This is a genomic window from Streptomyces sp. NBC_01549 (assembly GCF_026339955.1).
In the GTDB taxonomy this organism is placed as follows: Bacteria; Actinomycetota; Actinomycetes; order Streptomycetales; family Streptomycetaceae; genus Streptomyces.
The window spans coordinates 1,567,408-1,590,758 of sequence record NZ_JAPEPW010000002.1; the positions used below are offsets into that span (position 1 = coordinate 1,567,408).

A 23,351-nucleotide genomic window follows, 5' to 3' on the forward strand; every position below is an offset into this window, starting at 1 on the left:
ATCGTTTCCGCAGGTCAGAGCATATGACAACGATGTTCAGTGCGGCGTTGCCGGATACCCCCCACCCGTAGTTCACTGTGATCCCGCGCAGCGCACAGGAGGCGGCTTCCATGGGGGCTGGACACGATCACGGGCACGCCCACGGCGCTCCCACCAGCGGTACGGCGGCAGCCGCGTACCGCGGGAGACTGCGGGTCGCGCTGTCGATCACGCTCACGGTGATGGTGGTCGAGATCGTCGGCGGCCTCATGGCCGATTCGCTCGCGCTCGTCGCGGACGCGGCGCACATGGCGACGGACGCGGTGGGGCTGGGCATGGCGCTGCTCGCGATCCACTTCGCCAACCGCCCGCCCAGCGACAACCGCACCTTCGGCTACGCGCGGGCCGAGATCCTCGCCGCCCTCGCCAACTGTCTGCTGCTGCTCGGCGTCGGCGGCTACGTCCTGTACGAGGCGATCCACCGCTTCGTGACGCCCACGGACACCGAGGGCGGTCTGACCATCGTCTTCGGTCTGATCGGTCTGGTCGCCAACACGATCTCCCTCACCCTGCTGCTGCGCGGCCAGAAGGACAGCCTCAACGTGCGCGGCGCCTTCCTGGAGGTGGTGGCGGACGCGCTGGGCTCGGTGGCGGTGATTATCTCCGCCGTTGTGATCATGAGCACAGGTTGGCAGGCGGCCGACCCGATCGCCTCGATCCTCATCAGCGTCATGATCGTCCCGCGTACCTGGAAGCTGCTCCACGAGACGCTCGACGTGCTCCTGGAGGCGGCGCCCAAGAACGTCGACATGGCGGAGGTGCGCGCCCACATCGTGGCCCTGCCCGGCGTCGAGGACGTCCACGACCTGCACGCCTGGACCATCACCTCGGGCATGCCGGTCCTCTCCGCCCATGTCGTCGTCAGCTCCGACGTCCTGAACGCCATCGGCCACGAGAAGATGCTCCACGAGCTCCAGGGCTGCCTGGGCCACCACTTCGACGTGGAGCACTGCACCTTCCAGCTGGAACCGAGCGGGCACGCGGAGCACGAGGCGAAGCTCTGCCACTGAGCGACGCCGTCGGGAAGCTCCCGATCCGGCAGGCTCTTAATTCGCGGGCATGGCCGGCACCTCCGCTGCTAGCGTGGCCGAAGACACGAGGAAGAGGTGGGTTGATGACTGTCGCGTTCGGTGCCGCTGTACGCGGCGACAGGTGCGTCCCCGTCCTCCGGGTCCACGGCTGACCCACGCCGAGCGGCGTGCGCGGCGGCCCGGGCCCCCGCATCCAAAGGTTTCCCACGTTGTCAGAGCATCACGACTCGTCCGACCACAGCGCTCTCCACGAGGCCTTCTTCACCCTGCGCCACCGACTGCCCCGGCAGGGCCCCGGCTCCGACGCCACCACCCGTCACCTGCTCTCCCTGGCGGGCCCGCTGCCCGCCCGTCCCCGCGCGCTCGACCTGGGCTGCGGCCCCGGCCGCTCGGCGCTGCTCCTGGCCGCCGAGGCCGCGGCCGAGGTGACGGCCGTCGATCTGCACGAACCGTTCCTCGACGAACTGCGGACGGCCGCCGAGGCCCGGGGTCTTGCCGCGTCGATCGACATCGTCCACGGGGACATGGGTGAGCTCGCCCACCCCGACGGCTCGTTCGACCTGATCTGGGCCGAGGGATCGGCCTATCTCATCGGTTTCGACACCGCCCTGCGCGATTGGCGCCGACTGCTCGCCCCCGGCGGCACGCTGGTCCTCACCCACTGCGTGTGGACCACCGACACGCCGTCCGACCAGGCCCGCGCGTTCTGGCGGGACGATTCGTTGCGCTCGACCGACGAGGACACCCGGGTCGCGCGCGAGGCCGGATACTCCGTACTGGGTGTGTACCTCCAGCCGGAGTCCGACTGGGACGAGTACTACGACGCGCTCGACATTCACGCCGACGTGGCCGATGTCACCCGGCCCGGTATGGCCGAGGCGGTGGCGGGCGCCCGCGCGGAGATCGCCATGCGCCGCGAGCACGGGAGGGAGTACGGCTACGTGGGCTATGTCCTGCGTCCGGTCGCCATGGGCGCCTGACCCGTCCTGCCCGCCCGCAACCCGCGGCGACGCCTGCGTCCGGCGCCGCACGACGGGTGCGCCGCGCACCGCGGTGAACCCGCCGCGCACTGCGGCATCCGGCCCGGGTCCGACGGGCCGGCCGAACATCGGGTCCAACGCGCCGGGCGAACACCTGATGGCCCCTGTCCTGGACGATTCCCCGTCCGTGGCACCGGGCACGATCAAGTGTCCGGCCGCTTTCGGTGACTGACACACGTCGGCCGCGTATCCCGCTCCGGGCTCCCGGAGCGGGACATGCGGGGAGCCGCGAAGTGCCGGGAGTGCCGGATTCGTACGGCAGACTTGGGGCTCGAAGACCGATGCGAAGGATGGGTATGCCGATCACACCTGCCACCGCGACGCACAGTTCGTCGAACGGCACCGTTGAAGCGATCTTGCTCGAGTTGGTCGACGAGGACGGCAACACGATCGGCACGGCGGAGAAGCTCGCCGCCCATCAGCCACCCGGACAGCTGCACCGGGCCTTCTCCGTGTTCCTCTTCGACGAGCACGGCCGGCTGCTGCTCCAGCAGCGCGCCCTGGGCAAGTACCACTCCCCCGGTGTCTGGTCCAACACCTGCTGCGGCCACCCCTACCCCGCCGAGGCGCCCTTCGCGGCGGCGGCCCGGCGGACGTACGAGGAGCTCGGTGTCTCGCCCTCCCTGCTCGCGGAGGCGGGCACGGTCCGCTACAACCACCCGGACCCGGAGTCGGGCCTGGTGGAACAGGAGTACAACCACCTCTTCGTCGGTATGGTGCAGGCGTCGCTGCACCCCGATCCGGAGGAAGTCGGGGACACCGCGTTCGTGACCGCCGCCGAGCTCATGGAGCGGCACGCGAAGGACCCCTTCTCGGCGTGGTTCATGACGGTCCTGGACGCGGCCCGTCCGGCGATCAGGGAGCTGACGGGTCCGTCCGCCGGCTGGTGACGGCCCCGTCCTCGTAAGGTTCTCCCGAGGGCTCTAGAGGATGCTCGCGGTGAGCGGCAGGGCTGCCCAGATCACCTTGCCGCCACTCGCCGTGTGCTCGACGTCGCACACCCCGCCCGACTCCCTGGCGACCTCCCGCACCAGCAGCAGCCCACGGCCGCCGGTCTGGCCGTGGTCGGCCTCCAGGGCGGTCGGGCGATAGGGGTGGTTGTCCTCCACCGAGACCCGCACCCACTCGGCGCCGACGGCCACCTCCACGGCGAGCATCGGGGACAGCAGTGCCGCGTGCCGTACGGCGTTCGTGACCAGTTCGGAGACGATCAGCAAGAGCCCGTGGGCGAGGTCGTCCGAGACGGGTACTTGTTGACGGAAGAGCAGGTCACGAACAGCGTGTCGCGCCTGCGGAACCGAGGCGTCGATGGCGGGAGCGGTGAACCGCCACACCCCCTCGTACGGCAGCGGACCCGGCGGTCTCCGATCGGGAGACACGTCCCCGGCGCCTTCAGGGCGGGAGTCGAACCCCCGCCCGTGGTTCTCCATCGTCCGGTCGCCACCCTTGCGCTCGATTGTCACCACACGTCGAGTGTTGGTAACGCGCTGGTCCGGACCGCATCGCTGAACGGAAGTCAGCGATTATCGACGGCTTCTGACCGTTGACGCATGACACAGTCAGCCGTGCGACCACTCCTGCCCGTGTGGTGTCTGCTTCGAGAACTATTCGGGTTGTACGGGTTGGGCGCCGGGCTCGCCCGATTCGTCCGTCAACGGCCGCGCCCCGAGACCAGCGGCCCCTTCTTGATCGTACGTTCGAGGGTTGCGGATAGCATCCGGCGTATGGAGCCGCAGCTGCTGCACAGCGTCGGCGACGGGGTCGCCACCGTCGTCATCCACCACCCGGCCAAGCGCAACGCCATGACGGCCGACATGTGGAGAGCGCTGCCACCCCTGCTCGACGGGCTCGCCGCCGACCCGGACGTCCGTGTACTCGTCCTCACCGGCGAGGGCGGCACCTTCCGCGCGGGGGCCGACATCTCGACGCTGCGGGGCTCCTCGGACGAGGCGCAGGGGCTCGCCGTGCGCGCAGAGGAGGCGCTCGCCACGTTTCCCAAGCCGACGCTCGCGGCGATCCGCGGGTACTGCGTCGGCGGCGGGTCCCAGCTCGCGGCGGCCTGCGACGTGCGCTTCGCGGAGGAGGGGGCGGGGTTCGGAGTGACGCCGGCGAAGCTGGGGATCGTCTACGCGGCCTCGGCCACCCGGCGGCTGGTGTCGCTGGTGGGCCCGGCGACGGCCAAGTACCTGTTGTTCTCGGGCGAGCTGATCGACGCCGAACGGGCGCTGCGCACGGGGCTGGTGGACGAGGTGCTGCCCGAGGGCGAACTCGGCAAGCGGGTCGGCGAGTTCACCCGCGTCCTGGCCGCGCGGTCGCTGCTGACGCAGGCGTCCGCCAAGGAATTCGCCAATGGGCGGACCGACCGGGACGCGTACTGGGCCGAGCAGGCGCGCGGAAGCGACGACACCGCGGAGGGCGTCGCCGCGTTCCTTGAGCGCCGGCCGCCGCGCTTCACCTGGACCACGCCGGCGTCCACCGCGACCAGTCAGCCGGCCACCACGACCGCTCCGGCGTCCACCGCGACCACTCCGTCGCCCTCCGCGACTACTCCATGATGAAGCGGCTCTTCGCCCGGAACTCCTCCACGAGATGTGCGGGAGCCTTCTCGGGTGACCCGGCGTCGTAGGGCGGCTGCGGATCGTATTCCGTCAGCAGCTGTACGGCCTGTGCGTGTTCGTCGCCCGCGATCCGTCCGAGCAGGCCGAGCCCCATGTCGATGCCGGACGACACGCCGGCCGCGGTCACGTACTTCCCGTCGAACACGACCCGCTCCCCCGTCGGCTCGGCACCGAACCGCTTGAGGTGGTCCAGGGCCAGCCAGTGCGAGGTGGCCCGGCGGCCCTCGAGCAGCCCGGCGGCGGCCAGCAGCAGGGAGCCGGTGCACACGGAGGTCGTCCAGGTGCTCGTGGCGTCGGCGGCACGCAGCCAGTCCAGCAGGACCCGGTTCTCCATCTGCGGGGTCTGGCCCGGTCCGCCGGGGACCACGACGATGTCCGGGTGCAATACCTCGGCCAGGGTCCTGTCGGCGGTCAGGGCCAGGTTGCCGCTGTCGTTGCGGACGGGGCCGGTGTGCTCCGCGACGAAGACGGTCTCCGCGTCGGGCAGGCGGCCGAGGGTCTCGTAGGGTCCCACGGCGTCCAGGGCGGTGAAGCGGTCGAAGAGGACGATGGCGATCTGCATCGGGTTCCTTTCCACGGGCGGGTGGGGCAGGGGCGTCAGGTGAGGGCCGGTCAACGCGCGGGGGCGGGGCGGAAGCGGCGCCGGTACTCCGCCGGTGCCGTGCCGAGCGCCTTCACGAAGGCGCGGCGCATCGCCTCGGGAGTGCCGTAGCCGCAGGCGCGGGAGATCTCCTCTATGCCGTCGGCGGTGTCCTCCAGGAGGCGCCGGGCGTGTTCGAGGCGCACCCGGTCGACGTACCGGCCCGGGGTCATGCCCGTCTCGGTCTGGAAGGCGCGGGCGAAGTGCCGGGGCGAGAGCCGGGCACGGGCGGCGAGCGACTCGACGGACAGGTCGTCGCCGGGATGCTCGGTGATCCATTGCTGTACCTCGCGGAGCGGTTCGCGCTGCGCCGTCTGCGCGGCCAGCTGCGCGCTGAACTGGGCCTGGTTGCCCGGGCGGCGCAGGAAGACGACGAGGTGGCGGGCGACCGTCAGGGCGGCCTCGCGGCCGAGGTCCTCCTCCACGAGCGCGAGGGCGAGGTCGATGCCGGAGGTGACACCGGCCGAGGTGGACACCTGTCCGTCCCGCACATAGATGGGGTCGGGGTCGACCTCGACGGCCGGGTGATCGCGGGCGAGTGCGTCGCAGTACGCCCAGTGGGTCGTCGCGCGGCGACCGTCCAGAAGGCCCGCCTCGGCGAGCGGGATGGCGCCGGTGCAGACGGAGACCAGGCGCTCGGCGCGCGGCCCGTACGCGCGCAGCCAGTCGGTCAGCCGGGGGTCGGGGCGCCGGGTGCCCAGGCCGCCCGGGACGAGCAGGGTGTGCGCGGCGGGCGCGTCGGCGAGGGCGTGGTCCGGGACGAGGGTCAGGCCGCTGGTCGTGCGCACGGGTGCGCCGTCCAGGGAGGCGGTGTGGATGCGGTACGAGCCGCCCCGGAGGGTCTCGGCGCCCGCGAAGACCTCCACGGGGCCCGTGACGTCAAGGCTCTGCACGTCGTCGAAGAGGACGACAAGGACGGTTCGCATGGAATCGATTCTTGGCGGGCGGGGCGATGGCCGCAATGACGAGTGCCCCACCTTTCCTGCCATCGCCCCTCCCGTCTTCCCGGCGTACCGACCAGTCGGTAACATTCGGGTATGACCACACCTCTGCCGGAGCGCGCCGGGCGGCGCTGCCACAACGTCCTCAACCCGCTGCACTCGACGCACTACTTCTCGCCGGATCTGGGACGGGAGATGGCCGACGTCGGGATCGAAGACAGCAACGGCGCCTACTTCGCCGTGCGGGCCGCCGCCATGGGGCCGGTGGGCCCTGGCACGGTGACGGCGACGTTCTACAACTTCCGCCACGAGCTGGTGGCCCGGCATGTGCCCGAGGTGTGGAAGAAGGCCTCCCCGGAGACCGTCCTCGCGGCACGCGCGCGTGCCGTCGACGCGACCTGGCGCCGGCTCCTCGGCGAGGACGTCCTCGCCTCCAAGGAGGTCGCCGAGGCGGCGGAGCTCGCCCTGCGGGCCGCGGAGGCCTGCACGAGGACCGCCCGGCCGCTGTACGCGGCGCACGCCGACCTGCCGGTGCCCGACGCGCCGCACCTCGCCTTCTGGCACGGCGCCACGCTGCTGCGCGAGCACCGGGGCGACGGTCATCTCGCGGCGCTGCTCGACGCGGAGCTCGACCCCGTCGAGGCCCTGGTGAGCCACACCGCGACCGGCAAGGGCATGGCCCCGAAATGGGCACTGGGCACGCGCGGCTGGTCGCGCACGCACTGGGACGCGGCGGTCGAGCGGCTGCGCGAGCGCGGACTGCTCGACGCGGAGGGCGAGTTGACCGAGGCGGGGGTGGCCCTGCGCCAGGAGATCGAGGACCGCACGGACCGGCTGGACCGTGCCCCGTACGAGCATCTCGGTGCCGCGGGAGTGGAACGTCTGACCGAGCTGGCACGGGGCGTCCTGATGCGGGCGCTGGCCGCCGGCGCGTTCCCCGAAGGCATGACCGGCAAGGGCTGACAGCGCCGATCGGCGCCCTGAGCCCCCGTTGTCGGTGTCACCTGCCACAATTGCCGCGCAACCTCAGTGGAGAAGGCGGTACGGGATCGTGACGACACCCCTCGTAGGGTCCATCGAAGGCAGGATCGCCGAGGAGCTCGGCGTACGGGAGCGGCAGGTCAAGGCCGCCGTCGACTTGCTCGACGGCGGGTCGACGGTGCCCTTCATCGCCCGCTACCGCAAGGAAGCGACCGAGATGCTCGACGATGCGCAGCTGCGCACCCTCGAGGAGCGGCTGCGCTATCTGCGGGAGCTGGAGGAGCGGCGCACGGCGATCCTCGAATCGGTGCGCGAGCAGGGCAAGCTCACCGAGGAGGTCGAGGCGCAGATCCAGGGCGCCGAGACGAAGGCGCGGCTCGAGGACATCTATCTGCCGTTCAAGCCGAAGCGGCGCACGAAGGCGCAGATCGCGCGCGAGGCGGGCCTGGAACCGCTGGCCGAGGGCCTGCTCGGCGACGCGTCGGTCGACCCGCTCGCCGCCGCGGCGGCCTTCGTCGACGCCGACAAGGGCGTCGCCGACCCGCAGGCCGCGCTGGACGGCGCCCGGTCGATCCTCACGGAGCGGTTCTCGGAGGACGCCGACCTGATCGGCGAGCTGCGCGAGCGCATGTGGGTGCGCGGCCGCCTGGCCGCCAAGGTGCGGGACGGCAAGGAGGAGGCCGGCGCCAAGTTCGCCGACTACTTCGACTTCGCCGAGCCCTTCAAGGAGCTGCCCTCGCACCGCGTCCTCGCCATGCTGCGCGGCGAGAAGGAGGAGGTCCTCGACCTCGTCCTGGAACCCGAGGAGCCCTCCGAGCAGCCCGGTCCCTCCTCGTACGAGGGAATCGTCGCCCACCGCTTCCAGATCGCCGACCGCGGCCGTCCTGCCGACAAGTGGCTCACCGACACCGTCCGCTGGGCCTGGCGTACCCGCATCCTGGTGCACCTCGGCATCGACCTGCGTCTTCGGCTGCGTACGGCCGCCGAGGACGAGGCGGTGAACGTCTTCGCGGCGAACCTGCGGGACCTGCTGCTCGCCGCCCCGGCGGGCACCCGCGCGACGCTCGGACTCGACCCCGGTTTCCGTACGGGTGTGAAGGTCGCCGTGGTCGACGCGACCGGCAAGGTCGTCGCGACGGACGTGATCTACCCGCACGTCCCGGCCAACAAGTGGGACGAGGCCATCGCCAAGCTCGCCCGCCTCGCCAAGGAGCACGCGGTCGAGCTGATCGCGATCGGCAACGGCACGGCATCCCGCGAGACCGACAAGCTCGCCGGTGAACTCATCACCAAGCACCCGGAGTTGAACCTCACCAAGGTGATGGTGTCCGAGGCGGGGGCGTCGGTGTACTCGGCGTCCGCGTTCGCCTCGCAGGAGCTGCCCGACATGGACGTGTCGCTGCGCGGCGCCGTCTCCATCGCGCGCCGACTCCAGGACCCCCTCGCGGAGCTGGTGAAGATCGACCCGAAGTCCATCGGTGTCGGGCAGTACCAGCACGACCTGTCCGAGGTGAAGCTCTCCCGGTCTCTGGACGCGGTGGTCGAGGACTGTGTGAACGGCGTGGGCGTGGACGTGAACACGGCGTCCGCCCCGCTGCTCGCCCGCGTCTCCGGCATCACCTCCGGGCTCGCGGAGAACATCGTGGCGCACCGCGACGCCAACGGCCCCTTCACGTCCCGTACCGCCCTCAAGAAGGTGGCCCGGCTCGGCCCGAAGGCGTACGAGCAGTGCGCGGGCTTCCTGCGCATCCGGGGCGGGGACGACCCGTTGGACGCGTCCAGCGTGCACCCGGAGGCGTACCCCGTGGTGCGGCGGATGGTGAAGACGGCGGGCAACGAGGTCGCCTCCCTGATCGGCAACACCGGTGTGCTGCGCTCGCTCAGGCCGACCGACTTCGTGGACGAGACGTTCGGTCTGCCGACCGTCACGGACATCCTGAAGGAGCTGGAGAAGCCCGGGCGCGACCCGCGGCCCGCCTTCAAGACGGCCACCTTCAAGGAGGGCGTCGAGAAGATCTCCGACCTGGCCTCCGGGATGGTGCTCGAAGGGGTCGTCACGAACGTGGCCGCGTTCGGGGCGTTCGTGGACATCGGCGTCCACCAGGACGGTCTGGTGCATGTCTCGGCGATGTCGAAGACGTTCGTGAAGGACCCGCGCGATGTGGTGAAGCCGGGCGACATCGTCAAGGTGAAGGTGCTCGAGATCGACATCCCGCGCAAGCGGATCTCGCTCACCCTGCGGCTCGACGACGAGGCGGCTCCGGCGGATCAGCAGGGTGGGGGTGGGCGTCCGCAGCGGGGTGGCCGGCCCCCGCAGCAGCGCCAGCAGCAGCGTCAGCCGCGGGGCGGGGCGAGCGGCGGCGGTTCGCGGCAGGCCGCTCCGCCGCCGGCCAACAGTGCGATGGCCGACGCCTTGCGGCGGGCGGGGCTTGTAGATCCGAAGAAGGGCCGTCGTTGAGCCGCGGGTGAATCGTGGCTGGTCGCGCAGTTCCCCGCGCCCCTGAAGGGGCGCGGGGCTGCGCCTACACTCCTAAGCGACCGTAAGGTCGGCTCGCGTGCCATTCCCGAGCGTCAGCGTTCCGTCACCTTGCCCGCCGCCACTTCCAGCCGGCGCGTGGTGTGGACCGCGTCGAGCATCCGGCGGTCGTGGGTCACGAGCAGCAGGGTGCCCTCGTACGAGTCGAGCGCCGACTCCAGCTGTTCGATCGCGGGAAGGTCGAGGTGGTTGGTCGGCTCGTCGAGGACGAGGAGGTTGACGCCCCGGCCCTGAAGCAGGGCGAGGGCCGAGCGGGTGCGCTCGCCCGGGGAGAGGGTGGCCGCAGGGCGCAGGACGTGTTCCGCTTTGAGGCCGAACTTGGCCAGCAGGGTGCGCACCTCGGCGGGTTCGGTGTCGGGGACGGCGGTGCTGAACGCGTCGAGCAGGGACTCGGAGCCGTGGAAGAGCTTGCGGGCCTGGTCGACCTCGCCCACGACCACCCCGGAACCGAGGGTCGCGTGACCGGCGTCCAGCGGAACCCTGCCGAGCAGGGCGCCGAGCAGGGTCGACTTGCCCGCGCCGTTGGCGCCCGTGACGGCAACCCGGTCCGCCCAGTCGATCTGGAGGGTCGCGGGGCCGAAGGTGAAATCGCCGCGCCGTACCTCGGCGTCACGCAGGGTGGCGACGACGGCGCCGGAGCGCGGAGCGGCCGCGATCTCCATCCGCAGCTCCCACTCCTTGCGCGGCTCGTCGACGACGTCCAGGCGCTCGATCATGCGCTGGGTCTGGCGGGCCTTGGACGCCTGCTTCTCGCTGGCCTCGCTGCGGAACTTGCGGCCGATCTTGTCGTTGTCGTTGTTCGCCTTGCGCCGGGCGTTCTTGACGCCCTTGTCCATCCAGGAGCGCTGCATCTGGGCGCGGCCTTCGAGGGCGGAGCGCTTGTCGGCGTACTCCTCGTAGTCGTCGCGGGCGTGTCGGCGGGCGGTGTCGCGCTCCTCCAGGTAGGCCTCGTAGCCGCCGCCGTACAGGGTGATCTGCTGCTGGGCGAGGTCGAGTTCGAGCACCTTGGTGACCGTACGGGTCAGGAACTCGCGGTCGTGGCTGACGACGACGGTGCCCGCGCGCAGCCCGGAGACGAAGCGTTCGAGCCGCTCCAGGCCCTCCAGGTCCAGGTCGTTGGTGGGCTCGTCGAGGAGGAAGACGTCGTAGCGGGAGAGGAGGAGCGAGGCGAGTCCGGCGCGGGCCGCCTGGCCGCCGGACAGCGACGTCATCGGCTGGTCGAGGTCGACGCCGAGCCCGAGGGTGTCGGCGACCTCCTCGGCGCGCTCGTCGAGGTCGGCGCCGCCCAGGTCGAGCCAGCGCTCCAGGCTCTCCGCGTACGCGTCGTCCGCGCCCGGCGCGCCGTCGACGAGTGCCTGCGTCGCCTCGTCCATCACGCGCTGGGCCTCGGCCACACCGGTGCGCCGGGCCAGGAACTCCCGGACGCTCTCGCCCTCGCGCCGCTCCGGCTCCTGCGGCAGATGGCCGACGGTCGCCGACGGCGGGGACAGCCGCAGCTCCCCCTCCTCGGGCGTGAGCAGTCCGGCGAGCATCCGCAGCAGGGTGGACTTGCCCGCGCCGTTGGCACCGACGAGTCCGATCACATCGCCGGGCGCGACCACGAGGTCGAGCCCGGAGAAGAGCGAGCGGTCGCCGTGTCCGGCGGCGAGGTTCTTGGCGACGAGAGTGGCAGTCATCAGGAGGCCGATCCTAACGGCCCGGCCGCCCCGGCTGCGCCCGCGTTTCCGTGCGGGGCCGCACCCCCTGTCCTGTGCGGTCCGCTCAGTGGGCCATCGCCTCCACCAGCACGCTCCCCGAGGTCCGCGCCACGAGGAAGGACTCCCCCTTCACGGCCTTGGCGTCCAGCGCGATCCGGTGTCTGCCCGCCTCCAGGATCCCGTCGAAGACCTCCCGCGTGTGGGTACGGTACAGGCGGTCGAGGCGGTACGCGGTGATCTGGACCCGGCAGGTGGAGGTGACCTCGATGCCCGCCTCGCCGTCGGCGGCGACCAGGCGGGTGAGCCGGCGCAGCTCGTGCGGGCCCCGGGCCAGGGCGTGCTCGATCTGGGCGACGAGGAGCGGGATGATCGGGGCCAGTCCGTCGACGTAGGCGACCTCGACCCCGGCCCGCTCGAAGGACCGCCGTACGGCCGCGCGCTCCTGCTCGCCGATGGCGCGCCCGAAGGCCACCGCGCCGTACTCGCAGAGTTCCTCGGCCGGGACGTCGGTGGCGTCGCGGGTGATGTCGGTGCCGATGCCGATGGCGCGCAGGGCGGCGGCGAGCTTGGCAAGCACGGCGACCCGGGCGCCGATGAGCAGGACCCGGCGGCGTGCCCCGGGGTCGCTGAGGAGGAGTGAGTTCAGGGCGCTGCGGTACTCGGCGCCGTGGAAGCGGAACGGCCCTATCCCGTGGTAGCCGTTGAGCTCCAGATCGGCGTGGTCGCCGGTCTGCCAGGCGAAGTCGCGCCACACGTAGTCGTCGGCGGGGTCGTCCTTCTCGATGACGGCGGTCACGGCACCGCATTCGATGCCCTCGCACTCGGGACAGCCGTAGATCACGTAGCGGCCGTCGTCGAGCGGAGCCTCGACCTCCAGGAGGAGGCTTCGGACCTGGGCGGTGAAGATGGCGGGTGGTACGTCGGAGGCGAGCGGGGACACCGCGTCGAGGTCGGAGAGCTGGTACAGCAGCGGGCGGCCGTCGACGATGAAGTCGACGAAGTCCCGGTGTACTTGGTAGTCACCGTTGGCGAGGACTCCACCGGCACGCATCGCCGGTGCCAGGCCGAAGGTCGCGTATTCGGCAGACATGCTGTGAGTATCCCCAGACTGGGAGTGATGTGAGCACGGCATGACATATTCCGCTAACGTCCCGGCATGGACAACGGGCGCGGCGATGATGTGATCGTGGTCGGCAGCGGTGTCGTCGGGCTGACGACGGCCGTGGTCCTGGCCGAGCGCGGCAGACGGGTACGGGTGTGGTCGCGGGAGCCCGGCGAGCTGACCACCTCGGCCGTTGCCGGCGCGCTGTGGTGGCCGTACCGCATTCGGCCGAAGGCGCTCGCGGGCGAATGGGCCCTCCAGTCACTCTCCGTGTACGAGGAGTTGGCGGCCCGGCCGGAGGAGACGGGCGTACGCGTGGTCGAGGGCGTACAGGGTGAGACACGGCTGGACGAGCTGGAGCCGTGGGCCGCCCGGGTGCCGGGGCTGCGGGCGGCGACGGCCGAGGAGTACGCGGGTACGGGGCTGTGGGCGCGGCTGCCGCTGATCGACATGCCGGTGCATCTGCGGTGGCTGCGCGAGCGGTTCCTCGAGGCGGGCGGGGTCATCGAGATACGGACGGTGACGGATCTCGCGGAGGTCGAGGCGCCGGTCGTCGTCAACTGCACGGGGCTGGGCGCCCACTCGCTCGTACCGGATGCGGCAGTACGGCCCGTGCGCGGGCAGCTCGTGATCGTGGAGAACCCGGGGATCCGCACCTGGCTCGTGTCGACGGACCCGGACGCCGGGACGACCACCTATGTCTTCCCGCACCCGGACCGGCTCGTGCTGGGTGGCACGACCGACGAGGACGACTGGTCGCTCACGCCGGATCCGGTGGCGGCCGGGGCGATCGTCGAACGGTGTGCGGCGCTGCGGCCGGAGATCGCCGGGGCGCGCGTGCTCGGCCATCGGGTGGGGCTGCGCCCGGTGCGCGACACGGTCCGGCTGGAGCGCGAAGTACTGCCGGGCGGGCGGGTGTTGGTGCACCACTACGGCCATGGCGGCGCGGGCGTCACGGTGGCCTGGGGCTGTGCGCGGGAGGCGGCCGGCCTCGCGCTGGGCGAGGAACCGGCCGCCGTGCACCCGTGAGGGCGTCAGTGGATCAGCGGGTCTCCCCCGGCACCCGCCGGGCACCGCTCGGATCGCGTACGCCGTCGCGGCCGGCCGTGGACGCGGCTGCGGCGGATCCCGCGGTCGCCCTGGCGAAGGCCTCGGCGCCGCCGACGAACGGCACGCGGGCCGACGTACGGGACAGGTCCAGGGTGAGGGTCGGAGTGGTCGACGGCGGGTCGATGAGGTCCTTGTCGGTGCCCGCGACGATCAGGGCGAGCCGGTGGCCCGCCGGGACGACGTGGTCGGTGGCGGCCAGGTCGAGCGTGATCGTGTACGCCTTGCCCGGGGAGAGCGGGACGCCCTTGAGGTCGGAGGCGTAGTTGCCGAGGTCGGCCCAGCCGCGGCTGAAGACCGTGGCCCCGACGTCGGTCTTCTTCGCCTGGGTGACCTTGTAGCAGGAGCTGTCGCCGGTCGTGCTCGCACCCCAGCAGGTGCGGTCGGTGAGGGTGGTGATGCCCTCGCCGCCGTCGGCGTAGTCGCGGATGGTGTCCGGGCCCAGGTCGACCAGGACCGCGGAGAGGTGGGCCGTCGAGGTCGTCGGCGTGGCGGTGACGGTCACCTTGGAGGAACCGGACAGCCGCACGTCCCTGGTCAGCGCCTTGGTGACGAACCCGGCCTTCCCGGGGGTGGACCGGTCGATGTCCGCGGCCCAGTCGGTCTCGCTCAGCCGCGGGTCGTCGGTGAAGGTCTCGGTTCCGGAGCCCGTACGCAGGCCGAGGGTGCCGACGCCTGCCTGGGTGCCCGTGCCCGGACGGAGTGTCGTCGTCCGCGTCCCGCGGGGCGGCCAGACGCTGGAGGTGACCCACTGGTCGGGGTGGCGCTCGATGTCGGCCATGGGCTCGTCGTCGATGCCGTTGTCGTAGCCGAGGAGTTCGTGGTCGAACCAGCGGTGCAGGGTGTCGACCCAGGCGGTGCGACGGAAGTCGAAGGGGTCGACATGGCCGGTCTGGGAGAGCCAGATCTTGCGCTCGACGCCGTTCTTGGCGAGGGCGCTCCACCACTGGCCGAAGTTCTTGGTGCGGACGTTGAGGTCCTGCATGCCGTGCACCAGGAAGACGCTCGCCTTGACCTTGCTCGCGTCCTTCACGTAGTCGCGTTCGGTCCAGAACTTGGTCCAGTCACCGGTGCGCGGCGCCCCGTCGACGAGCTTCTGCTGCACGGCGGCGCACTTGGCGGTGGCCTCGGGGCTGTCGACGTAGCCGGAGAGCCAGTCCGGGCCCGAGTCGTACAGCGGGGCGCCCTTGGCGAAGTAGTAGTCGTACCAGGAGGAGATGGCGCTGATCGGCACGATGGTCTTCAGGCCCTTGACGCCGGTCGCGGCGACACCGTTGGCGATGGTGCCGTCCCAGCTCTTGCCGATCATGCCGGTGCTGCCGTTGGTCCAGGTCGCCTTGGCCCGGTCCGCGCCGGTGCGCGTGGTGTAGCCCTTGGCCCGGCCGTTGAGCCAGTCGATCACGGACTTCGCGGACTGGATGTCGGAGCGGCCGCCGACATCCACACAGCCGTCGGACCGATTGGTTCCGGCCAGGTCGACGCCGACGAAGGCGTAGCCGCGCGGCACGAAGTAGTTGTCGTAGAACAGCGGCATCTGGACGACGTTGCCGTTCGCGTCGTACGTCTTGAGCTGGCTCTCGTTGCCGCGCCCGCAGCAGGAGTAGTACGGGCTGGCGTCCATGATCACGGGAACCTTGCGGCCCTGCTGGGCGAGTTCGCGGGGCCGGACGATGTCGACGGCGACGCGGTCGGTCTTCCCGTCGCCGTCGCCGTCGAGGCCGGTGTCCACCCAGACGGATTCGCGGATCGCGTTCTCGTACGAGTAGACCGGGGTGCTCTCCCGGGGCGCGCCGTGTGCGGCGACGGGGGCGAGGAAGACGGCCATCAGGACGGCGGTGGCCGCCGTCACGAGCGCTCTCCAGGTCGTGAAGCGCATACGGCGCGCTGGTTTCGGCATGCGCGGAAGGTACCCCGGCCAACTCCCGTGCAAAAGAGGGTCTGTGGAGGCAGCCAGGCCCGAATGGGTCATGTCGGCCGAATGGCGATCGTGTGACAGGAGGGGCGATGGACAGGGTGACGGCACAGGGAGTCAATAGGCTCCGAACCGTCCTCGTTCCCCCATGACTTGGAGCTCTCCGTGCACCGCAGACTCATCGCCCCGGGCGCTCTCGCCGCCTCTCTCCTGCTGGCGATCCCGGCATCGGCGGCGGACTACACCCCCGGGGCGCCCGGTATCGGCGACCCCTACTACCCGGCCTACGGCAACGGCGGATACGACGTCTCGCACTACGACCTGCGACTCCAGTACCAGCCCGCGACCGACGAGTTGCAGGGAACGGCGACCCTCCTGGCCACCACCACGCAGGATCTCTCACGGTTCGACCTGGACTTCCTGCTCGATGTGAGCGAGGTGCGGGTCAACGGGGCGAAGGCCTCGTTCACCCGTTCGGGCCAGCACGAGCTGGAGATCACTCCGGCGACCCCGCTGCCGAAGGGCACACCCGTCACGGTCGTCGTCCGGTACAGCGGGGTGCCCTCGACGAAGAGCGCGTACGGCTTCTCGACCTGGCACCGCACTCCGGACGGGGCCGTCGCGGCGGACGAGCCCGAGTCGGCCTGGTGGTGGTTCCCCAGCAACGACCACCCCAGTGACAAGGCCACCTACGACGTCTCGGTAGCCGTGCCGAACGGTACGCAGGCGATCTCCAACGGCACGCTCCAGTCGACGACTTCACAGCTGGGCTGGACCCGCTACAACTGGCGCTCCAACAGGCCACAGGCGACCTATCTCACCACGCTCGCCATCGGCAGGTTCGACATCACGACGGGAAAGACGTCCGACGGCGTCCCCGTCGTCAACGCGTACAGCAAGGACCTCGGCGACAACGACGGGGCCGCGCGGGCGAGCGTCGAGCGGACCGGGGAGATCGTCGACTGGCTGACCGGCTACTTCGGCCCCTACCCCTTCAGCTCGGTGGGCGGATACGTGCCGAACACCACCACCGGGTACGCGCTGGAGACCCAGACCCGCGTGTACTACAGCCCCCGGCAGTTCGCGAACGGCGCCAACACCTCCGTGGCCGTCCATGAGTTGGCGCACCAGTGGTACGGCGACGACGTGTCCCTTAAGGGCTGGAAGGACATCTGGATCAACGAGGGCTTCGCGCGCTACGCGCAGTGGCTGTGGTCCGAGCACGAGGGCGAGGGGACGGCTCAGGAACTCGCGGACTATGTGTACGCCTCGCACCCGGCGGGCGACGCCTTCTGGACGGTCGCGCCCGGTGACCCCGGTCCGGACAACCAGTTCGACATCGCGGTCTACGACCGGGGCGCGTTGGCGATCCAGGCACTGCGCAACGAGGTCGGGGACGACACGTTCTTCGCCATCCTGAAGGGGTGGCCCCAGGAGCACGCCTACGGGAACGCGTCGGTCGGGGACTTCCAGAAGTACGCGGAGAAGGTGTCCGGCACGTCGCTCGCCACGCTCTTCGACACCTGGCTGTTCGAACCGTCGAAGCCGGCGGCGCCCGCGGCGCGGGGTGCGTCGATCGCGGTGGCCCCGGCCACCACGGGTACCCCGGCGCAACCCAGGTCATGGAAGAAGATCGCGGCGACCGACTCCGTCCACTCCGGCTGAACCGGCACCCACCCCGGGCCCGTGAGCCGGGCCTTCGCCCACTCGTCCGCCCTTCTCCCTTTCGGGGCGGGCGAGTGGGGGCCGTTCCCGTACGGGCGTCAGTTGCCCTGCTCCACCGGGGCCGCGATCCGCTCGCCCACGATGCGGCTCGCCAGCTCCGAGGCCAACTCCGAGACGGACATACGGAGTTCGACCTCGGCCGCCGCACACTCGGACTCGATGCGGGCGCGGCCGTCGGCCACGACGGCGTCACGTTCGCGCTGCCCGTCCGCGCGGGCCTCGGCGATCAGGGCGGAGCCCTGTTCGAGGGCCTGCTGGCGGATCCGGGCGGCGTCGTGGCGGGCCTCGGCCAACAGGACCTCGGTCGCGGCACGCTCACTCTCGGCGCGGGCGCGCACGGCTTCGGCACGCTCCTTGGTGCCGTTGATCGCGTCGTCCCGCAGTTCGAGCGCCCGGTTCATCCGCGGGAGTACGCGGGTGACGCACACATAGATGAAGGCGAACAGCGCCAGGGCGTAGCCGACGTCCTGAACCTTCGGGTTGAGTGGACCTATCGGGTAGGGGATGAGTTCCATGGCCGTGACTTACCCGCTCATGCGTGCGAACCAACGCGCATCTGCGCCAGAGTTGACCGAAAGTAGCCCTTCCAGCCGACCCCGGCGCCCTGTCACAGGCGCGGGGAACCGCGCTCCCGGCCACCGACGGACCCCGTACCCGACAACGCCGTCGCGCGAGCCCGCGGCCGGGTTTCGGGCACCGCTCACTCCCCGTGGTCGTACACCGTCACCGCCACCCCCTGCTCCACCAGCCGTCGCGTGACGAGCGGCTCCACGCGGGACCAGTGACCGCCGGCCAGACCGCAGCCGATGCGAGGCATGTGGACGGATGCGTCGAGCTCGGCGGCCTTGGTCGCGAGGTGGGCGAGGCCCATGTCGATCGCCTCGTAGCGGACAGGGACCCCCTTGCTGCCCGTCCGTATGCCCCGCTGGCCTATCAGGTTCGCCACCCACACGTACTTCTCGACCTGGACGAACTGAGCCGCGCCCAGCCCGAAGTCGTTGTGGGCGCGGTCCCGGTGCCACGCCCGGTACGCCGCCTCGGGCTCGGTCCAACGGCGGGAGAGGGCCAGGACGAAGCCCTTCCCCCAGCCCCCGATGTCATTGCAGACATGGGCGATCAGCTTGACGCCCTTGCCCGACGGAGCGGTGGCATCACCCCGGACATACGTGATCTCCGACATGACGCCACCGTAGGTGCAGCCACTGACAACGGCGTCCGGCCCGCTACTTCGTCAGCTCTCTCAGTTCCTGGTCCGTGGTCGTCGAGACGCGGTGGCGGATCGCGAACCAGCCGCCGATCAGCAGGGCCGCGATCACCGGGACGAGGAGCAGGGTATCGCGAAACATCTCACATGGTGATCAAAGAGTGCATAAATCCTCGACAGCGCTTTCACAGGACCGGTGAGACAGCAATACTGTTGCACCCGATCACCGCACCATCGAAGAGGCAAGGACCTGCCATGACGACGGACACCGACGAGCCGACGCTCACCGTCGACGAGCTGGCCGCACGCGCGGGCGTCACGGTCCGTACCGTCCGCTTCTACAGTTCCAAGGGGCTGCTCCCGCCGCCCGTGATCGGACCCCGCCGGGTGGGGCACTACAGCCAGGAACATCTGGCCCGGCTCGCGCTGATCGAGGAGCTGCAGCGCCAGGGCATGACGCTGGCCGCGATCGAGCGCCATCTTCAGCAGCTGCCTGCCGACCTGAGCGCCCAGGATCTCGCCCTCCACCGCGCCGTGGTCGCCTCCTGGGCGCCGGACGCCGCGGAGGACGTGACACGCGAGGAACTGGAACGGCGGGCCGGCCGCCCCCTGGGCGAGGAGGATCTGGAGCGGCTGGTCGCGATGAACGTCATCGACGGCGCCGAGGGCGCCCCGGAGACGATGGGCTCCATGGACTGCCCAGGCTCCTCGGTCTCTCCGGGCTCACCGGTCTCCTTCCGAGTGGACCCGGCGCTGCTGGCCCTCGGCGTCCAGCTCCTCGACGTCCCGCTCGCGCACGAGTCGATCCTCGCCGCGCGCGGCGTCCTGCTGGAGCACTCCCGCGCGGCGGCACGCGAGCTGTCCGCGCTGCTGCGCGAGGCGGTGGGCGAGCACGAGTCGGTGGCGGCGGTGAAGTCCCTGTCGGCGCACATGCAGCCGCTGGTGGTGCAGGCGCTGCTGACCACGTTCCAGCGCTCCCTGAAGGAGGAGCTGCGGGAGTGGCTCAAGGAGTCCTGAGCCACTCTCCCCGCTCACTGACGTGTCGGCGCTACCGGGATTCATTCGCAGTGCATCGGCCTTCAGGCCGGTGGTGAAGCGAATCTGTCATGGTGGCGCGGAGCGTCACGGATGCTGTCCTGCGGAGCATGAGAGGGCAGGCGTCACCATGGCCGACGCGGAGCGTCACGGGGCCCGGTCCGACGAGCCGGGCGACGCCTATCCCGTTCGGCCCGTTCCACTCCCCCGGTTCAAGGGAGTACTGACCGTTCATACGTTCCCTCTGGTAGTGGGTGGCGCTCGTTCGTACGATCACCGCATGCAGCTTCGGTATGCCTTCAGGCTGTACTCGGAACCGGGCCAACGCCTTGCGCCGGCCAGGGCGTTCGGGTGCGCCCGCGTCGTGTACAACGACGCCGTGCGTGCCGTGAGGACGCCCGCAGGGCGGGCGAACCCTTCCCCACGGCGGGTGTGCTGTCCCGGAAGCTGATCACCCAGGCGAAGCAGACACCCGAGCGGTCCTGGCTGGGCGAGGTCTCCGCGGTCGTCCTCCAGCAGTCCCTGCGCGACGCGGAGGCCGCCTACAAGAACTTCTTCGCCTCCCTCAAGGGCGAGCGGAAAGGTGCGAAGAGCGGTGCGCCCCGCTTCAAGTCCCGCAAGGACAGCCGTCAGTCGATCCGCTTCACGGCCAATGCCCGCTGGTCGCTCACCGGTTCCGGGAGGCTGAACCTTCCGAAGATCGGTGCGGTGAAGGTGAAGTGGTCCCGGTCCCTGCCCGCGCAGCCCTCGTCGGTCACCGTGGTCAAGGACGCGGCCGGACGGTATTTCGCCTCGTTTGTCGTCGACACCGACCCGGCCGCGGACGCCGCCCGGATGCCCGGTACCGACCAGGCTGTCGGCGTCGACCTGGGCCTTTCCCATTTCGCGGTCCTCTCCGACGGGACGAAGATCGACTCGCCGCGGTTTCTGCGCCGGGCGGAGAAGAAGCTGAAGAAGGCCCAGCGGGAGCTCTCCCGCAAGCAGAAGGGATCCAAGAACCGGGAGAAGGCCCGCCTCAAGGTCGCCCGCGCCCACGCGAAGGTGACCGACGCCCGCCGTGAGTTCCACCACCAGCTCTCCACCACGATGATCCGCGACAACCAAGCGATCGGCGTGGAAGACCTGGCGGTCAAAGGACTCGCGCGCACCAGGCTGGCCAAGAGCGTTCACGACGCCGGATGGTCGGCATTCGTCCACATGCTGGAATACAAGGCCGCCCGGTACGGCCGGACCCTGGTCAGGATCGGCCGGTTCGAGCCGACCTCCCAGACCTGCTCGGCCTGCGGCATCAAAGGCGGACCCAAACCCCTGAACGTCCGGGAATGGACCTGCACCGCCTGCGGCACCCTCCACGACCGGGACCACAACGCCGCGAAGAACGTCAAAACGGCCGCCGGACTGGCGGTGACAGCCTGCGGAGCGCAGGTAAGACCAGGACTCGTCCCGGCACAGCGCGAAGAAACAGGAAGCCACGGATCCCCGCCGGGACCCCGTGCCGCGTAGCGGCACGGGGTTCCGGGCGGGAAGGCCAGAACCCTCGGGCTTCAGCCCACGGAGCAAGTCAATTGTCGCCGAACCTCTCGCCCTCGCTCTTCTCCGCCTTCTCGACGAGCAGCGCGGGCGGCGTGAACCGCTCCCCGTAGCGCTCGGCGAGTTCACGCGCGCGCGCCACGAATCCGGACAGACCGCCGTCATAGCCGTTGATGTACTGCAGCACGCCGCCGGTCCAGCCCGGGAAGCCGATCCCGAAGATGGACCCGATGTTGGCGTCGGCGACGGACGTCAGGACGCCCTCCTCCAGGAGCCGGACGGTGTCCAGCGCCTCGGAGAAGAGCATGCGCTCCTGCATGTCCTCGAACGGGATCTCGTAGCCGGGCTTGGTGTAGTGCTCGCGCAACCCGGGCCAGAGCTTGCCGCGCTTGCCGTCCTCGGCGTACTCGTAGAAGCCCGCGCCGCCGCTGCGCCCGGTGCGGCCGAACTCGTCGACCATGCGGTCGATGACCGCCTCCGCCGGATGCGTCTGCCAGGTGCCGCCCGCCTCCTCGACGGCCTGCTTGGACTCCTTGCGGATCTTGCGGGGCAGGGTGAGCGTCAGCTCGTCCATCAGGGAGAGGACCTTGGCGGGATAGCCGGCCTGGGCCGCCGCCTGCTCGACGGAGGCGGGCTCGATGCCCTCGCCGACCATCGCGACGCCCTCGTTGATGAAGTGGCCGATGACACGGGAGGTGAAGAAGCCGCGCGAGTCGTTGACGACGATCGGGGTCTTCTTGATCTGTCGTACGAGGTCGAAGGCGCGCGCCAGTGCCTCGTCACCGGTCCGCTCGCCCTTGATGATCTCGACGAGCGGCATCTTGTCGACGGGCGAGAAGAAGTGCAGTCCGATGAAGTCGTCCTGCCGCTCCACGCCCTCGGCGAGCACGGTGATCGGCAGGGTCGAGGTGTTGGAGCACAGCAGCGCGTCGGGCTCGACGACGTTCTGGATCTCCTGGAACACCTTGTGCTTGAGGGCCGTGTCCTCGAAGACGGCCTCGATCACGGCGTCGCAGCCGGCCAGGTCGTTCGGGTCGGCGGTGGGCGTGATGCGGGCGAGCAGTTCGTCGGCCTTCGCCTGGGTCGTACGGCCCCGGGAGACGGCCTTCGCGCAGAGCTTCTCGGAGTAGGCCTTGCCCTTGGCCGCCGCGTCCGCCGACACGTCCTTCAGAACGACGTCGATGCCCGCGCGGGCGCAGGAGTAGGCGATGCCCGCGCCCATCATCCCGGCGCCAAGGACGGCGACCTTGCGGACCGGGCGCGGCTCGATGCCCTGGGGGCGGTTGGCACCGGAGTTGACCGCCTGGAGGTCGAAGAAGAACGCCTGGATCATGTTCTTCGAGGTCTGCCCGGTGACCAGCTCGGTGAAGTAGCGGGCCTCGATGACCTGCGCGGTCTCGAAGTCGACCTGGGAGCCCTCGACGGCGGCCGCCATGATGTTGCGCGGGGCCGGGTAGGGGGCGCCGTTCAGCTGCTTCCTCAGGTTGGCCGGGAAGGCGGGCAGGTTGGCGGCGAACTTCGGGTTCGACGGCGTGCCGCCCGGGATCTTGTAGCCGGGCTTGTCCCAGGGCTGCTGCGACTCGGGGTTGGCGTCGATGAAGGCGCGCGCCTTGGCGAGCATCTCCTCGGAGGTGGCCGCCACTTCGTGGACGAGCCCGTTCTCCAGGGCCCGCTGCGGGGAGTACTGGGTGCCCTGGAGGAGCACCTTCAGCAGCGCGTCGGTGATGCCCATGAGGCGGACGGTGCGGGTGACGCCGCCGCCCGCGGGCAGCAGGCCGAGGGTGACCTCGGGCAGGCCGATCTTGGAGCCGGGGGCGTCCAGGGCGACGCGGTGGTGCGAGGCGAGGGCGATCTCGTAGCCGCCGCCGAGGGCCGCGCCGTTGATCGCGGCGACGACCGGCTTGCCCAAGGTCTCGATGCGGCGCAGGGAGGACTTGATGGCCATGCCGGTGTCGAAGGCGTCCTGGGCGTTCTCCGGACCTGCCTTGATCATGTCCTTGAGGTCGCCGCCCGCGAAGAAGGTCTTCTTGGCGGAGGTGTAGATGATGCCCCGGATGGAGTCCTTCTCGGCCTCGGCGCGTTCGGCGATCGCCGCGATCGAGTCCTTGAAGGCCTGGTTCATGGTGTTGGCGGACTGGTTGGGGTCGTCGAGGACGAGGGTGACGACACCGGTCTCGTCCTGTTCCCAGCGGATGGTGGTGCTCTCGGTCATG

18 protein-coding genes and 2 pseudogenes are annotated in these 23,351 nt (G+C 70.6%); 10 read left to right on the forward strand and 10 right to left on the reverse strand.

Going from position 1 to position 23,351, the window contains the following annotated elements:
• Nucleotides 1-110: 110 nt before the first annotated feature.
• The 3 genes and pseudogenes from OG819_RS41980 (at nucleotide 111) to idi (ending at nucleotide 3,000) form a co-directional block, all read left to right on the forward strand.
• The gene (locus OG819_RS41980) at nucleotides 111-1,049 is read left to right on the forward strand and encodes a cation diffusion facilitator family transporter (RefSeq protein WP_266654417.1); all 939 of its coding nucleotides are present in this window, start codon (nucleotides 111-113) and stop codon (nucleotides 1,047-1,049) included.
• Between the two features lie 230 nt (nucleotides 1,050-1,279).
• Nucleotides 1,280-2,032 (forward strand): annotated as a pseudogene (locus tag OG819_RS41985) (cyclopropane-fatty-acyl-phospholipid synthase family protein); the annotation flags it as partial.
• Between the two features lie 374 nt (nucleotides 2,033-2,406).
• Nucleotides 2,407-3,000: an isopentenyl-diphosphate Delta-isomerase gene (gene idi, locus OG819_RS41990; RefSeq protein WP_266427509.1), complete on the forward strand. Its 594-nt coding sequence runs from the start codon at nucleotides 2,407-2,409 to the stop codon at nucleotides 2,998-3,000.
• Nucleotides 3,001-3,033: 33 nt separating this feature from the next.
• On the opposite strand, the gene OG819_RS41995 is transcribed toward idi, so the two are convergent.
• A complete protein-coding gene (locus OG819_RS41995; RefSeq protein ID WP_266431806.1) occupies nucleotides 3,034-3,540 on the reverse strand; it encodes an ATP-binding protein in 507 nt (168 codons plus the stop codon).
• Nucleotides 3,541-3,834: 294 nt separating this feature from the next.
• On the opposite strand from OG819_RS41995, the gene OG819_RS42000 reads away from it, so the two are divergent.
• Nucleotides 3,835-4,665 carry an enoyl-CoA hydratase-related protein gene (locus OG819_RS42000; protein ID WP_266654419.1) on the forward strand — a complete coding sequence of 277 codons (831 nt, stop codon included), beginning with the start codon at nucleotides 3,835-3,837 and terminating at the stop codon, nucleotides 4,663-4,665.
• On the opposite strand, the gene OG819_RS42005 is transcribed toward OG819_RS42000, so the two are convergent.
• Entirely contained in the window at nucleotides 4,655-5,290 is a 636-nt protein-coding gene (locus OG819_RS42005) for a DJ-1/PfpI family protein (protein ID WP_266632030.1), read from the reverse strand. The two genes, OG819_RS42000 and OG819_RS42005, sit on opposite strands and share 11 nt — an antisense overlap.
• Nucleotides 5,291-5,340: 50 nt before the next feature.
• Nucleotides 5,341-6,294, reverse strand: a complete 954-nt coding sequence (locus OG819_RS42010; protein WP_266654421.1) for a GlxA family transcriptional regulator — start codon at nucleotides 6,292-6,294, stop codon at nucleotides 5,341-5,343.
• 111 nt (nucleotides 6,295-6,405) lie between these two features.
• On the opposite strand from OG819_RS42010, the gene OG819_RS42015 reads away from it, so the two are divergent.
• Both OG819_RS42015 and OG819_RS42020 read left to right on the forward strand, forming a co-directional pair.
• Nucleotides 6,406-7,272, forward strand: coding sequence for a hypothetical protein (locus OG819_RS42015; protein WP_266632026.1), 867 nt, complete (start codon nucleotides 6,406-6,408; stop codon nucleotides 7,270-7,272).
• Between the two features lie 88 nt (nucleotides 7,273-7,360).
• Nucleotides 7,361-9,748, forward strand: a complete 2,388-nt coding sequence (locus OG819_RS42020) for a Tex family protein (protein ID WP_266632024.1) — start codon at nucleotides 7,361-7,363, stop codon at nucleotides 9,746-9,748.
• 113 nt (nucleotides 9,749-9,861) lie between these two features.
• Here OG819_RS42020 and OG819_RS42025 read toward each other — a convergent pair whose 3' ends face one another.
• Nucleotides 9,862-11,502: an ABC-F family ATP-binding cassette domain-containing protein gene (locus tag OG819_RS42025; protein ID WP_266654423.1), complete on the reverse strand. Its 1,641-nt coding sequence runs from the start codon at nucleotides 11,500-11,502 to the stop codon at nucleotides 9,862-9,864.
• A gap of 85 nt (nucleotides 11,503-11,587) precedes the next feature.
• The gene (locus OG819_RS42030; RefSeq protein ID WP_266654425.1) at nucleotides 11,588-12,613 is read right to left on the reverse strand and encodes an oxidoreductase; all 1,026 of its coding nucleotides are present in this window, start codon (nucleotides 12,611-12,613) and stop codon (nucleotides 11,588-11,590) included.
• A gap of 66 nt (nucleotides 12,614-12,679) precedes the next feature.
• On the opposite strand from OG819_RS42030, the gene OG819_RS42035 reads away from it, so the two are divergent.
• Nucleotides 12,680-13,654: an FAD-dependent oxidoreductase gene (locus tag OG819_RS42035; protein ID WP_266654427.1), complete on the forward strand. Its 975-nt coding sequence runs from the start codon at nucleotides 12,680-12,682 to the stop codon at nucleotides 13,652-13,654.
• Between the two features lie 13 nt (nucleotides 13,655-13,667).
• Here OG819_RS42035 and OG819_RS42040 read toward each other — a convergent pair whose 3' ends face one another.
• Nucleotides 13,668-15,629: a Xaa-Pro dipeptidyl-peptidase gene (locus OG819_RS42040; protein WP_266654429.1), complete on the reverse strand. Its 1,962-nt coding sequence runs from the start codon at nucleotides 15,627-15,629 to the stop codon at nucleotides 13,668-13,670.
• A gap of 180 nt (nucleotides 15,630-15,809) precedes the next feature.
• On the opposite strand from OG819_RS42040, the gene OG819_RS42045 reads away from it, so the two are divergent.
• Nucleotides 15,810-17,309 (forward strand): M1 family metallopeptidase, encoded by a 1,500-nt coding sequence (locus OG819_RS42045; protein WP_266654431.1) that lies wholly within the window; start codon nucleotides 15,810-15,812, stop codon nucleotides 17,307-17,309.
• Between the two features lie 98 nt (nucleotides 17,310-17,407).
• Here OG819_RS42045 and OG819_RS42050 read toward each other — a convergent pair whose 3' ends face one another.
• The 3 genes from OG819_RS42050 to OG819_RS42060 form a co-directional block, all read right to left on the reverse strand.
• On the reverse strand, nucleotides 17,408-17,884 hold the full coding sequence (locus OG819_RS42050) for a hypothetical protein (RefSeq protein WP_266654433.1): 477 nt from the start codon (nucleotides 17,882-17,884) through the stop codon (nucleotides 17,408-17,410).
• Nucleotides 17,885-18,069: 185 nt separating this feature from the next.
• Entirely contained in the window at nucleotides 18,070-18,549 is a 480-nt protein-coding gene (locus tag OG819_RS42055; protein WP_266632011.1) for a macro domain-containing protein, read from the reverse strand.
• 43 nt (nucleotides 18,550-18,592) lie between these two features.
• Nucleotides 18,593-18,715, reverse strand: coding sequence for a hypothetical protein (locus tag OG819_RS42060; protein ID WP_266632009.1), 123 nt, complete (start codon nucleotides 18,713-18,715; stop codon nucleotides 18,593-18,595).
• 113 nt (nucleotides 18,716-18,828) lie between these two features.
• On the opposite strand from OG819_RS42060, the gene OG819_RS42065 reads away from it, so the two are divergent.
• Nucleotides 18,829-19,590, forward strand: coding sequence for a MerR family transcriptional regulator (locus OG819_RS42065; RefSeq protein WP_266654435.1), 762 nt, complete (start codon nucleotides 18,829-18,831; stop codon nucleotides 19,588-19,590).
• A gap of 298 nt (nucleotides 19,591-19,888) precedes the next feature.
• A pseudogene (locus OG819_RS42070) lies at nucleotides 19,889-21,111 on the forward strand (RNA-guided endonuclease InsQ/TnpB family protein).
• Between the two features lie 58 nt (nucleotides 21,112-21,169).
• Here the strand turns inward: OG819_RS42070 and OG819_RS42075 are convergent.
• Complete coding sequence (locus OG819_RS42075) at nucleotides 21,170-23,350, reverse strand: 3-hydroxyacyl-CoA dehydrogenase NAD-binding domain-containing protein (RefSeq protein ID WP_266632005.1); 2,181 nt, start codon at nucleotides 23,348-23,350, stop codon at nucleotides 21,170-21,172.
• Nucleotide 23,351: the final 1 nt, after the last annotated feature.

What these genes read in the sequence shown, in the direction of transcription:
- OG819_RS41980 (WP_266654417.1), top strand. Translation starts at nt 111, where the DNA reads ATGGGGGCTGGACACGATCACGGGCACGCCCACGGCGCTCCCACCAGC.
- idi (WP_266427509.1), top strand. Translation starts at nt 2,407, where the DNA reads ATGCCGATCACACCTGCCACCGCGACGCACAGTTCGTCGAACGGCACC.
- OG819_RS41995 (WP_266431806.1), bottom strand. Translation starts at nt 3,540, where the DNA reads ATGGAGAACCACGGGCGGGGGTTCGACTCCCGCCCTGAAGGCGCCGGG.
- OG819_RS42000 (WP_266654419.1), top strand. Translation starts at nt 3,835, where the DNA reads ATGGAGCCGCAGCTGCTGCACAGCGTCGGCGACGGGGTCGCCACCGTC.
- OG819_RS42005 (WP_266632030.1), bottom strand. Translation starts at nt 5,290, where the DNA reads ATGCAGATCGCCATCGTCCTCTTCGACCGCTTCACCGCCCTGGACGCC.
- OG819_RS42010 (WP_266654421.1), bottom strand. Translation starts at nt 6,294, where the DNA reads ATGCGAACCGTCCTTGTCGTCCTCTTCGACGACGTGCAGAGCCTTGAC.
- OG819_RS42015 (WP_266632026.1), top strand. Translation starts at nt 6,406, where the DNA reads ATGACCACACCTCTGCCGGAGCGCGCCGGGCGGCGCTGCCACAACGTC.
- OG819_RS42025 (WP_266654423.1), bottom strand. Translation starts at nt 11,502, where the DNA reads ATGACTGCCACTCTCGTCGCCAAGAACCTCGCCGCCGGACACGGCGAC.
- OG819_RS42030 (WP_266654425.1), bottom strand. Translation starts at nt 12,613, where the DNA reads ATGTCTGCCGAATACGCGACCTTCGGCCTGGCACCGGCGATGCGTGCC.
- OG819_RS42035 (WP_266654427.1), top strand. Translation starts at nt 12,680, where the DNA reads ATGGACAACGGGCGCGGCGATGATGTGATCGTGGTCGGCAGCGGTGTC.
- OG819_RS42040 (WP_266654429.1), bottom strand. Translation starts at nt 15,629, where the DNA reads ATGCCGAAACCAGCGCGCCGTATGCGCTTCACGACCTGGAGAGCGCTC.
- OG819_RS42050 (WP_266654433.1), bottom strand. Translation starts at nt 17,884, where the DNA reads ATGGAACTCATCCCCTACCCGATAGGTCCACTCAACCCGAAGGTTCAG.
- OG819_RS42055 (WP_266632011.1), bottom strand. Translation starts at nt 18,549, where the DNA reads ATGTCGGAGATCACGTATGTCCGGGGTGATGCCACCGCTCCGTCGGGC.
- OG819_RS42060 (WP_266632009.1), bottom strand. Translation starts at nt 18,715, where the DNA reads ATGTTTCGCGATACCCTGCTCCTCGTCCCGGTGATCGCGGCCCTGCTG.
- OG819_RS42065 (WP_266654435.1), top strand. Translation starts at nt 18,829, where the DNA reads ATGACGACGGACACCGACGAGCCGACGCTCACCGTCGACGAGCTGGCC.
- OG819_RS42075 (WP_266632005.1), bottom strand. Translation starts at nt 23,350, where the DNA reads ATGACCGAGAGCACCACCATCCGCTGGGAACAGGACGAGACCGGTGTC.